The organism is Vibrio salinus (genome assembly GCF_021272385.1).
In the GTDB taxonomy this organism is placed as follows: domain Bacteria; phylum Pseudomonadota; class Gammaproteobacteria; order Enterobacterales; family Vibrionaceae; genus Vibrio; species Vibrio salinus.
On the sequence record NZ_JAJSDZ010000005.1, the window covers coordinates 185942 to 198228 of the forward strand.

The 12287-nt window shown below is 41.0% G+C and carries 7 protein-coding genes; all 7 read right to left on the reverse strand.

Annotated features, from left to right (window positions below; genetic code table 11):
* Nucleotides 1-23: 23 nt before the first annotated feature.
* Complete coding sequence (locus LRQ06_RS01000; protein ID WP_232764580.1) at nucleotides 24-4865, reverse strand: NAD-glutamate dehydrogenase; 4842 nt, start codon at nucleotides 4863-4865, stop codon at nucleotides 24-26.
* 148 nt (nucleotides 4866-5013) lie between these two features.
* Entirely contained in the window at nucleotides 5014-5232 is a 219-nt protein-coding gene (locus LRQ06_RS01005; RefSeq protein ID WP_232764581.1) for a DUF2835 domain-containing protein, read from the reverse strand.
* A 51-nt stretch (nucleotides 5233-5283) separates the two neighbouring features.
* The gene (pepN, locus tag LRQ06_RS01010; RefSeq protein ID WP_232764582.1) at nucleotides 5284-7890 is read right to left on the reverse strand and encodes an aminopeptidase N; all 2607 of its coding nucleotides are present in this window, start codon (nucleotides 7888-7890) and stop codon (nucleotides 5284-5286) included.
* Between the two features lie 237 nt (nucleotides 7891-8127).
* The gene (locus LRQ06_RS01015; protein ID WP_232764583.1) at nucleotides 8128-8805 is read right to left on the reverse strand and encodes a hypothetical protein; all 678 of its coding nucleotides are present in this window, start codon (nucleotides 8803-8805) and stop codon (nucleotides 8128-8130) included.
* A gap of 125 nt (nucleotides 8806-8930) precedes the next feature.
* Nucleotides 8931-10937 carry a carboxy terminal-processing peptidase gene (gene prc, locus LRQ06_RS01020; RefSeq protein ID WP_232764584.1) on the reverse strand — a complete coding sequence of 669 codons (2007 nt, stop codon included), beginning with the start codon at nucleotides 10935-10937 and terminating at the stop codon, nucleotides 8931-8933.
* Nucleotides 10938-10954: 17 nt separating this feature from the next.
* Nucleotides 10955-11581: an RNA chaperone ProQ gene (gene proQ / locus LRQ06_RS01025; protein WP_232764585.1), complete on the reverse strand. Its 627-nt coding sequence runs from the start codon at nucleotides 11579-11581 to the stop codon at nucleotides 10955-10957.
* 97 nt (nucleotides 11582-11678) lie between these two features.
* A complete protein-coding gene (gene msrC, locus LRQ06_RS01030) occupies nucleotides 11679-12164 on the reverse strand; it encodes a free L-methionine (R)-S-oxide reductase MsrC (protein WP_232764586.1) in 486 nt (161 codons plus the stop codon).
* Nucleotides 12165-12287 lie beyond the last annotated feature (123 nt).

The following is a 12287-nucleotide window of genomic DNA, read 5'->3' on the forward strand; positions in this document are numbered from 1 at the left end:
CCCGTATAAACGGGGCCTTATTATCACTTATTTGACGTACAATTCAAATTTAAAAGTGCTAATTCTCTTAATGCGACTGAAAATTTCGCAAATTCATGTACAGAGCCAACCTTGAACTCTCGGAGGATATTTTCCCATCGCAATAAAGCTTTACTATTCGCTTCAATCCATTCCTCCAAACCAGCTAGAACTGCATGATCGTCATCCCATTGGCAGGAACAACTCAGTACCAGTGACGTCAGCGATCTTTGCTGCCAATCCAGATCCTCACGGAATGCGGATCGTGCCAGTGCCTGCCAGTGGTTGTCGGCAACCTGTTGGTTGATCTGATTAAGGAACCAGTGAAGCGATAGCCGATCCCCCAGATGAAAGTACAACTTAGCAGTTTTCACAACATCGGTCTGATGAGCTTCTGCCACTTCTGTGATATCCAGCGCTGAATTCAGACTCGATAAGCGTGAAACCCAGTGAGCCGTCTCCGGATCAATACCCGATTCGATCCAGCTTTCGGCTAACCGGTTGTGCTCTTCAATTTCCGTCGACACCAAAAGATCATCCAGATTTTCCGAGATCTTTTCTACGTTCATCTTATAACGGCTAACTAACTCGGTAATCGGCTGATGTGTATTCTGATTTCTCAGGATCCATCTTGATAATCTGCGGATAACACGCCGCAAATAAACCAGAACTTCATACTGAATCTGAGATGAGGCCGCCAAATCGCGGTTTCTTACGTTATGGATAATCTTATCTATGGAGAACACTTCTCTGACAACACTATAAGCATTGGTGATATCTATCGATTCAGCGCCGGTTTCTTCATTCAAACGAGCAACAAAATTACACCCCATCTCGTTAACAATCTGATTGGCTAATGTTGTTGCAATAATTTCTTTGCTCAATGGGTGAGAGGTAAATTCATCACTATAGTGACGTTGTAACTCATCAGGGAAATATTGCGTCAGCAATTTTGCATGATACGGTTCCTGAGCAATGCTGTCGGTGGCAAGCTTCTCTTTAAGATACATCTTGCCATACGCGACCAGAACAGACAGTTCTGGTCTCGACATTCCTTCTCCCCGTTTTTCCCGTTCCAGTAACGTTTCATCATCGGGCAAAAATTCCAGATTACGATCAAGATACCCCGACTTCTCTAAATAGTGGATAAACCGGATCTGTTCTTTCACAACCGTCACACTCTGACTTTCAGATACGGAGATCGATTCCGCCTGCTGATAAGCATCATCAAGGACAATCCGGCTCACTTCTTCCTGCATTTTCTGAAGAAGAATATTTCGTTGTTTAACCGTTAAATCCCCATTATTGACCAGGCTATTAAGGAATATTTTGATGTTGACTTCGTTATCAGAACAATCCACACCACCAACATTATCAACAAAATCCGTATTAATACGTCCACCACTTAATGAATATTCAATACGCCCTAATTGAGTTACCCCCAGATTGCCCCCTTCACCAATGATCTTCGCCCGGACTTCTCCACCATCAACACGAACGGCATCATTGGAACGATCGCCAACATCCGAATGCGATTCCTTAGTGGATTTAATGTATGTTCCGATGCCGCCATTCCACAATAGATCAACCTGCATCGTCAGTATCAGATGAATCAACTCATTGGGTGTCAGCGTTGATTTTGCAGTGTTAAGCATCGATTTCATTTCCGGCGTTAATTTGATGGCTTTGAGTTTTCTTGAAAAGACACCGCCTCCGGCCGAAATCAACTCGGCATTGTAATCTTTCCAGGATGATCGGGGTTGATCAAACAAACGCTTACGTTCTTGCCAACTCACTGCCGCATTCGGCGTTGGATCAATAAAGATATGCATATGATTAAATGCCGCCAGTAATTTAATGTGTTTGGATGACAACATTCCGTTTCCGAAAACATCACCAGCCATATCACCAATACCGACGGCAGTAAAATCAGTTGACTGACAATCAATATTGACCTCACGGAAATGGCGTTTTACTGATTCCCATGCCCCTTTTGCAGTAATCCCCATGGCTTTGTGGTCGTAGCCATTTGATCCACCGGAAGCAAATGCATCCCCTAGCCAGAACTGATATTCATCCGACACCGAATTCGCCAGATCAGAAAAAGTAGCGGTGCCTTTATCTGCAGCGACCACCAAATAAGGATCATCTTCATCGTATTTTATGATTTGATCCGGAGTAACCACCGCACCGTCGATAATGTTATCGGTAAGATCAAGCAGACCACAGATAAACTGCCGGTAACAGCGCTGTCCTTCATTGAAAATTTCATCACGGGTTTCAAGTTCATGCTGCTTCTTACAAACAAAACCGCCCTTCGCTCCAACCGGTACAATTACGGTATTTTTCACCTGCTGCGCTTTAACCAGCCCCAGGATTTCGGTCCGGAAATCTTCATAGCGATCTGACCAACGCAGCCCGCCTCTCGCAATCTTACCACCTCTCAGATGAACCCCTTCAATGTCAGGAGAATACACAAAGATCTCAAAAGCGGGTACCGGCGCCGGTATTTCCGGAATCTGTTTAGGGTTTAATTTTAAGGAAATCCATGACTTAGGATCCGAATTTGCGTCTTGTTGAAAATAATTCGTCCTCAGCGTTCCGAGGATCATATCCATATAGCGCCGGATAATACGATCATCATCCAGACTTTCCACCTCTTCCAACTGATCCGTTAATTTTTTAACTAACTCATCCTGTTTTTTATCCGACTGATGAGAGGGTTGAAAACGATAGCAGAATAAATTCACCAGTAAGGTGGCAATGTTCGGATAGTGATTAAGGGTTTCTTCGATGTATTTCTGACTGAACGGAAATCCGACCTGGCGCATATATCTTGCGTAGGCCCTCATAATAGAAATTTCCCTTCCACTAAGTGCGGTATTTAAAACCAGACTGTTAAACCCGTCATTTTCAATCCGTCCGTACCAAATATCAGAAAAAGCATTTTGAAAGCGCTCTTTTGATTCTTTAATATCAATGACTTTATCGCTACGATGTAACATTGAAAAATCAAGGATCCAGTAAGTCTGCCCGGTTGATTTTATAATTTCATACGGCGCTTCACCTATCACCCTCAGCCCTAAATTTTCCAGCATGGGCATCACGTCAGAAAGGTGGATAGGCTCATCACGGTAATAAATTTTTAATTTGACCACTTTGGAAGCATACGACTCTTCTTGTGGACGGTAAAAAACCATACCCAGTTTGTTGTCTTCACTAAGGCGTTCTAATTCATCAATATCGGCAACCGCACTATCCGGGAGCGTCGCTTCTTTATAAGATCGTGGAAAAGCTTGCAGATATTCTTTAGAAAGAGGCAATCCTTTACTCTCTCCATGATTTGTCACAATTGCTCCGGATAAGCGATCATCCCAACTTGTTGAAGCTTCCATTAAATTCTGCTCTATTTTTTTTATGTCGATGTCCATTACATTACTGTCAACACGTATAATGTAGTGCGTTCGGGCTAACGAACTTTCTGAGAAATAAACGCTGTACTCTACCTCTTGTGTTGAACCAAAATATTGCGCGAGTATCTCCTGAGTTTTTTTTCGTAACTCTGCCGTATGCCGCTCTTTCGTGATGTACACCATACAACTAAAAAAGCGGCCGAATGGATCACGCCGGACAAACACTCTTAACATGTCCCGATCCTGCATTTGCACAACACCGGTCCCGACAGCGAGAAGATCCTCTTCTTTTGCCTGAAGTAATTCATCCCGTGGGTAATTTTCTAAAATATTATGCAATGCCTTGTAAGCATAAGATCCGACATAATAACCACTGGCTTCCAGAATACGCTCCACTTTTTCTCTGATTAATGGGATCGCTTCAACGGCCTGATTATAAACCGCTGACGTATACAATCCGGTGAACCGGTGCTCGCCAACCACCTTTCCTTTCTCATCAAATTTTTTAATGCCGATATAGTCGGTATAAGCAGGCCTGTGAATTCGGGATGGGGAATTTCCCTTTGTCAAAATGGTAATATAAGGTTTTGTCGCTTCAAGTCTGGCTGACTCTGAAAATTCAGATAATTTGACACTACGGACTCTTTCTTTTTTGAAAAATATACCTAACCCCGGTACTTTCGTTGGCCGTAATTCAACATCACCTTTGATATTAACCAGATCGTATTCTTTATAACCCATGAACGTGAAATTATGATCGACAAGCCAGCGCAAAAATTCCATATTCTCAGTAAAAAGCTGACTACTCAATGGGATGATACTTTTTTGTTTTTCAAGGTTATCAATCACATGATTCAGTTTTTCAACCATTGTCTTCCAGTCCCGGACAACCAGTTCAGTATCATCCAGCACGGAAGACAGTTCGTTTTTCAGCTCGGTAATTTTTTTCCTGTCATTCAACCGATCGATCTCAATGTGAAACATTGATGTCAATGCTCCTGACTTTCCTCCGAGTTCCGAAATCTCTCCCCTGTCATTGCGATCAATTTTAATGGGGCCATGTAATAAAATATGTGTCGCCAAATCCAAACGGGCCAGCGTCATTTTTACCGAATCAACAAGAAAAGCAGAATCCGGACGAACAATCTCAATCACCGTATGACTGGATTGCCAGCCATGCTTACTCACCTGTGGGTTAAATACTCTGACTGAGGTTTTGTCTGGATCGACTTCATTAATGTGATGCCATAAACTGATGATTGCCCCATATAAATCCGATTCGGTTTTATCCACCAAATCATCAAAGGCAATATTTTTAAGCAAGTGATGGGCAAAACGAATCACTAATGGTTGTAATTTTAATTCGAATTTTTGCTCTATAAGTTGCTTAACTTTCTCGATTAGTACTGGTTGTAAAGAGTCATTTGCTCCCATACACCACCTCGTATCCTATTGAAACTGATTATTATTGTCGTAACTTAATAATAGTTGGTGATGTAGAAAAGAAATGTTTTAAAAGGAAATTTATTTCGGATTGATGATTAAGGTCTAATAATTACTTTTTTCTCATTAAATGAACGAACTAGACGGGCTGTAATTCAATAAATTTATTGTTATTATCGGCAGTGAGTCGAAAGCGTCCCCGAATACCTAACTGAGATAAATACGGTCTGAGTTTAATCGCCGGTAGCTGTAATTTCAGACCGTCCTCCGTCGTGACTACCACAACAGAAGCCGATCCGGTATACAATCTTTGAAACTCAAGATAACTGATATAAACAGAAAAATAATAATGCTTCATGGTTATAAAGAATACAGAACCATAAACATGGTCCTGTATATTCGTCCTGATTTAGCTTTCTAACGCCTTCGATACTTTTTCATACAAATCTTTTGCCAGCCCTTGCATGGTATGAAGTTCCTCAAGCACCGAACGAATGAGTTCCTGCCGGGCAACATCATAATGCTTAAATTTCAGCAAAGGATCGATCAGTCTTGCGGCTACTTGCGGATTTGATACATTCAGCTGTTTTAAGATATCCAGAGCAAACCGGTAACCGGAGCCATCTTTTTTATGAAATTGGGATGGGTTTTGATTCATGAATGAACCAATCAAGCTTCTGATTCGGTTTGGGTTCTTCATGGAAAACGCATCATGATTCATGCATTGCTTCACGACAGACAATGCACTTTCTGACGGACTGGAACCTTGCAAAATAAACCATTTATCCATCACGAGCCCATCGTGTTTCCAGTGTTCACTGTAGCTTTCCATCAAAGGCTCACGGCATGGCAGCTCAGCATGATTCGCTGCCGTCATAGCCGCAATGGTATCGGTCATATTATTGGAAGTCCGGTATTGTTCATTTACCAGCGCATCACCATCTTCTGTATATGCAAGATATAAAAGACAGACATTTTTAAGTGCCCGTTTCCCGATAGAACCGTGGTCAGTCGTATACTCAGGCAGGAACAGAGCCTGATAACATTGTGCAAACGCTTCTTTTAATTCGGATGCCAGCGTTTTTTTCAGAGAAGTAAGCACGGTATCAATATAGTCGATATCAATCTGTTCATACCAACCAAACACTTCGCTAAGTCCCGGGAGCGTTAGCATCTCAGCAATAAATGCCGCTTCGAGAGAATCGTTTGTTAATACCCCTTTAAAAGCAGTAATAATGGACTCAGGCCAAATCACATCCTGACCTTTTTCGACCCGGGAAATATTGCTGCGAATATGTTTAGCCAGCAACATTTGTCCGGCATCCCAACGCGCAAAATCATTCGTTGCATTCACAATCAAAAATGATAATTCGTCATCGGTGTAGGAGAAGTTTAATCTTACCGGAGCCGAAAATTCTCTCAGTAATGAAGGAACCGGCTTAGATTCGACGTTATCAAAAACAAAGACCTGTTCAGACTCTTTGATATTGAGTACATTCGCTATTTTTTTACCGTTACATTGTAACGGAATAATGGTCCCATCAGGTGCATATAACTCCACATCCAGTGGAATATGAAGCGCACATTTTTCAGGCTGATCAACGGTAGGATTGGTCTGCTGCTTAACTTTCAGAGTATAGGTTTTCTCAACGTCATTATAGGTTCCTTCAACATCGAGTACCGGTGTTCCGGACTGACTGTACCAATGGCGAAAATGCGCTAAATCCACTCCGGAGGCATCCTCCATCGCTGAGACGAAATCTTCACAGGTTGCGGCCGTTCCGTCATGCCGTTCAAAGTATAAACGCATTCCCTTTTGAAAATTTTCTTCACCCAGAAGCGTGTGAATCATCCGGATCACTTCACTGCCCTTTTCATACACAGTTAAAGTATAGAAGTTATTCATTTCTATTACTTTTTCAGGGCGAATTGGATGTGACATCGGCGAAGCGTCTTCAGCAAACTGAGGGCCTCGAATGATACGGACATTATGAATCCGGTTCACTACTCTGGAGCCTAAGTCAGAAGAAAATTCCTGATCGCGGAAAACCGTCAGGCCTTCTTTCAAGCTTAGCTGGAACCAGTCCCGGCAGGTGACCCGGTTACCGGTCCAGTTATGAAAGTATTCATGTCCGATAACGGATTCAATGCCTAAATAATCGCTATCGGTTGCAGTTTGATCGTTAGCAAGAACATATTTTGAGTTAAACACATTCAACCCTTTGTTCTCCATGGCTCCCATATTAAAGAAGTCAACGGCAACAATCATGTAAATATCGAGGTCATACTCTAACCCAAACCGTTCTTCATCCCATTTCATGGCGTTTTTCAGTGACACCATCGCATGGTGAGAACGTTCTAAGTTGCCTTTATCGACAAAGATTTCCAGAGCGACGTCCCGTCCGGACCGGGTAGTAAACTGATCTCTAAGAACATCAAAATCACCGGCAACCAGTGCAAATAAATAGGCGGGTTTCGGATGAGGATCTTTCCAGGTCACCCAATGTTTTCCGTCATCCGTCTGCCCTTTCTCGACCATGTTGCCATTACTCAACAGATAAGGATAACGCGTTTTATCGGCAATAATCGTTGTGATAAAACGGGCAAGCACATCGGGCCGGTCAAGATAATAGGTGATTCTTCTGAATCCCTCGGCTTCGCACTGAGTGCAAAATGCCCCATCTGAAATGTACAACCCTTCTAATGCGGTATTATTCAAAGGATCAATCGTGGTTACTATCGATAATTCGAAAACGTCAGGAAGTTTAGTCAAAATAAGATGACCTTCAGATTCCTGATAATGCTCCCATTCAGCGCCATTCACTGTCACCGATTTCAACACTAAATTGTCACCATCTAAAACAAGGGTATTGTCATCTCCCTGCTGTTTCACCGACGAAACAGCGGTAACCTGAGTTACCGACGCATCCAGATGGAACGTTAAATTAATATCCGTAATAGTATGAGTGGGTCGCTGATAATCTTTTCTGTACTTAGCTTGAGGAACATTAGCCATGGCAGGAATCCTTTTCTCTTTATCATAGAAAATAATGATATAAGAATGTATGAAAAAACACGTTTACTCTGTGCATTGACTGTCTTTTAACCTTTCAGGTATGTTTTACGAACTTTATACAAAGTAAACCTGACAGACGTAATGCAGATAGTTTTCAGAGCATAATGCATATTATTTGGGGACAACATAAGAATAATCAACCCACTATATGGTCAAAAGACGAAAATGTACCTGATATTATTGCAATTTAGTCAATAAAGCTGTCATCCCGCCATCATCCGAACTCAACTTCATTTCATTGTTCTTTACAGAGAATGTCGTATTTAGCTCTCCATTTTCATATACAAGAACAAGATGATCATCTTCCAGATAATACACACCTTTATGCAGAACTTCTTTACCATGAGCATTACTTGCTTTGAAGTAGAAGACAAAATCGGGTTGAAGTATTAGCAGCATTTTATTTACACTCAACGCATTCATATCATCGCCTGTCAACTTTTCGCTCATCCAGGCACCTGATAATGACCTGGACAACATTTTAAAAAAAGTAACACCATTTAGCATAAGGCGGTTATGAGAATTCACAAAAGAATATTGCTGAGGATCCAGACTGTTGGCACCAAGTACTAATGTATCACCACTAACCTCATACGAACCATCCCAGTATTCCATCGTATTATCCAGCTTTTGAATCTGAATAAAAAAAGAATAGTCCGATTGTAATTTTAAATGAATTGAATGGTAATCCTGACTTTCATCGACTGGTGCTCTGTTGATTAATACCCAGTCTCCCAACAAAAAAGGATAATCAAACTGAGTTAAATCTTTGGTAATTCGATTTTCATTTGCCAACGTAACGTGAGTCGATATCAAAAGTAATGTCAGTGATAGCCACTGAAAAAGCTTTTTCATATAAATCCCCTCACTTTTCTTTAAGCTTAGGCAAGACCAATACATTAAGCGAATTTCATAAACCGCATAAAAAACGGGAGTTGCAACGCAACTCCCGTTATTAACAAAGGAAATAATGATACAAGCTATGCTTTTTCTAATGAAACCAATTCACTGGTAATAGAAACGGCTTCATCTAAATAAGCATCAGGGGCTTTGTAATCTTTAGGAATATCTTCGAAAGACGCATAAGGTTTTTCGTGTTTGGCTTTTCGGCGAAGATTAACACGCTTCAGTTCCAGATTTTCTGAATCGTCCATTTTCTTCAACCGTTTCGCTTCATTTAAAGAGACTTCATTATCGTCTTTATCAGCACGGTAACGAGCAATATCTTCATCAATAAATTTAAATTCCATATCATGCTGAATTCTTGCTTTGTGATCCCTACGCAACTGCGCAATATATCCACTTTCATCAAGAACCTTGTGATAATCAGCTTTGCTGATTTGATCCCATGGCAACGCATTATCTTCAACACTTTCCCCGGTATCTTTAGGATCAACTGCTGTAGGAAATGCAATGTCAGGTACTACCCCTTTGTTCTGCGTACTGCCGCCATTTATCCGGTAAAACTTTTGGATGGTATACTGAACGTATCCAAGTTTCTCATCAAACAAATCATAAATATGATTTAGTGAACGATGCTGCTGAACAGTTCCCTTACCATAAGAGTTTTCACCCAAAATAACGGCGCGTCCATAGTCCTGCATTGCGGCAGCAAATATTTCAGAGGCTGATGCACTATACCGATTAATAAGCACTGTCATCGGACCAGCATAGCTGATGTCTCCATCAGTATCGCTGTTTACATTCACTCTTCCATAACTATCCCGAACCTGAACCACAGGGCCACTTTTAATGAATAAACCCGTCAAGGCCGTTGCTTCGGTTAGTGCGCCGCCGCCGTTATTACGTAGATCGACAATAACGCCATTAACACCTTTCTTGTGGAACTCATCCAAAAGAACTTTGGTATCCCGCGACAATCCGACATAAAAACTTGGTACTTCAAGAACACCTATTTTTTTGCCATCTTTATCAATAATCTTTGATTTAACGGCCCGGTCTTCTAAACGAATTTTATCTCGAACAATTGTGACAACGTAGCTTTTTGCATTCTTTCCTTCAGGCAAGATTTGCAATCTGACTTTTGTTCCTTTCGGACCTTTGATCAGTTCAACAACGTCATCTAAACGCCACCCAATGACATCAACAATATCACCATCTTCCTGTCCGACACCAATGATGCGATCACCATCAGAGAGACGGTTACTTTTGGATGCAGGCCCACCAGCAACCAAAGAACGAATCACAGTATAATCATCCGTCATTTGCAAAACAGCACCAATACCTTCAAGAGACAAATTCATCTCAGACTGAAATTGTTCTGCAGTACGTGGCGACAAATAACTGGTATGAGGGTCAATTTGTCTTGCAAAAGCATTCATATAAGCCTGAAACACATCTTCGCTATGCGTTTGTGCAAGCCGCTTAATGGCGTTATTATACCTTTTAGCAAGCGTTTCTTTTATTTCCGGCCAGGTCTTACCTGCTAATTTCAGGTTTAAGGCATCATACTTAACCCGTTTTCTCCAAAGTTCTTTTATTTCACTTTGATTTTTCGGCCAGGGCGCTTTTGTACGGTCAACCTGAATATATTCATCCGCATCAAACGTTATTTTATGATCCAATAATGACAACGCATACTTAAAACACTCATATCGCTTCTTAACCGATAGGTTGTATACGTCGTAAGCAATTTGATCGCTACCGGATTTTAATTGGTCATCTAACTCAACAGACCACTTTTTAAAATTATCAATGTCTTTCTGAGTGAAAATGCTCCGGTTATAATCCAGTGCTTCAAGATAACGTTCAAACATTTTCTTTGAAAAATTATCATTCAAATCAATATGTTTGTAGTGAGAACGAGTAAAACGAGAAGTGATTCTCTTGGTTGCTGTTGCATGTTGTGCTTCAGGAGAAAGAACAGGAAGATCTTTTTCACTAATTGTAGGCTCAACAGCATATACTGAAGAAGCTACCAGCAATAAGCCAGTAGCAATCATCGTCAATTTTGAACGGCATTTCATGCGTAGGAGATTCTCCTTTATGCGCGCAAGTGCTCCGCTTTCACAACCATTTGTAGGCCATTTACTAACTGAACTCGCACTTCTTCCTTATTAATTTCTACGATAGTCGCGGACATATTACCTTTACCCATATTGACATTGACGGTTTTACCCACATTCAAGTCATCCATGGTCAAAGGTTTTGTATCTGCTACCTTATTACTTGTTCTATTACTATTTTTTGGCTTACGAGTCTGGTTATTTTTCGCTTTAGGCTTAGCTTTAACCTTATCATCCTGGCCTTTTTTTGCTTGTTGTTCTTTACGACGAGCTTTTACTCTGGCCTTGCTTTCAGCAAGTGCAGTCTGGGCATGCTCAACATGCTCCTGCTCCAACTCACCACATGTGTTTCCATCCAGATCGACACGAACAGCACCAGGTTTTACGCCATGTAAATAACGCCAAGATGATGTGTACTGTCTTAAGGCAGCACGCAACTGAGTTTTACTGACTTTTGGATCTTCGCTTAAGCGTTCAGCAAGATCCTGAAAAATACCAATTTTTAATGGCTTGGCTTCACCTTCTAAAGTAAAGCATTTAGGGAAACATTCAGCAATATATGCAATCACTTCTTTGCTGTTTTTTAACTTTTCAGTGTTTTCCATGAGGGTTCCTGGTTATGCGGCTTCGCCGCTAAGCATGTATAAATATGTTTATTAAATATTTTCGGTATTATAGTGAGCTAAATTGGAAAAACCACTGTCAATCGAGAAATTCTGAATTATTCGTATGTGAATTAAGCACATTTTCTACTTGTTTCATCATTATAACCAGTCCTTTTTCATCTACTTCAGTAAATCGTTTTACAAACGGACTATCAATATCCAGAACCCCGGCAATCTCACCATCAATTTTAAAGGGAACAACAAGTTCCGAATTACTTGCAGCATCACAGGCAATATGTCCTTCGAACTGATGAACATCATCAATTCTTAATACCCGCTCATCAAGCGCAGCCGAACCACAAACTCCCCGACCTAACGGAATCCGGACACAAGCGGGTTTACCCTGAAAAGGCCCCAAAACCAATTCATCACCTTTCACTAAATAAAATCCTACCCAATTAACATCTGTCAATTCAAGTGAAAGTAATGCACTAATATTCGCCAGATTAGCAATAAGATCGGGTTCCGATTCAATCAGAGCGACAGCCTGTTTTGCTAATAGTTCGTATTGTTCTGATTTCATTCTCATTTTCATATATTCGTGACTGACTTAATACAATAAAGCATAAAAGAAAGAATCGCATCACTGAGCAAGCGAATTTTGCAAATTTGATGGCAATTGCTGTAAACTTGAACAGCTAAGTAT

What these genes read in the sequence shown, in the direction of transcription:
- prc (WP_232764584.1), bottom strand. Translation starts at nt 10,937, where the DNA reads ATGAAATGCCGTTCAAAATTGACGATGATTGCTACTGGCTTATTGCTG.
- LRQ06_RS01005 (WP_232764581.1), bottom strand. Translation starts at nt 5,232, where the DNA reads ATGAAGCATTATTATTTTTCTGTTTATATCAGTTATCTTGAGTTTCAA.
- pepN (WP_232764582.1), bottom strand. Translation starts at nt 7,890, where the DNA reads ATGGCTAATGTTCCTCAAGCTAAGTACAGAAAAGATTATCAGCGACCC.
- LRQ06_RS01015 (WP_232764583.1), bottom strand. Translation starts at nt 8,805, where the DNA reads ATGAAAAAGCTTTTTCAGTGGCTATCACTGACATTACTTTTGATATCG.
- msrC (WP_232764586.1), bottom strand. Translation starts at nt 12,164, where the DNA reads ATGAAATCAGAACAATACGAACTATTAGCAAAACAGGCTGTCGCTCTG.
- proQ (WP_232764585.1), bottom strand. Translation starts at nt 11,581, where the DNA reads ATGGAAAACACTGAAAAGTTAAAAAACAGCAAAGAAGTGATTGCATAT.
- LRQ06_RS01000 (WP_232764580.1), bottom strand. Translation starts at nt 4,865, where the DNA reads ATGGGAGCAAATGACTCTTTACAACCAGTACTAATCGAGAAAGTTAAG.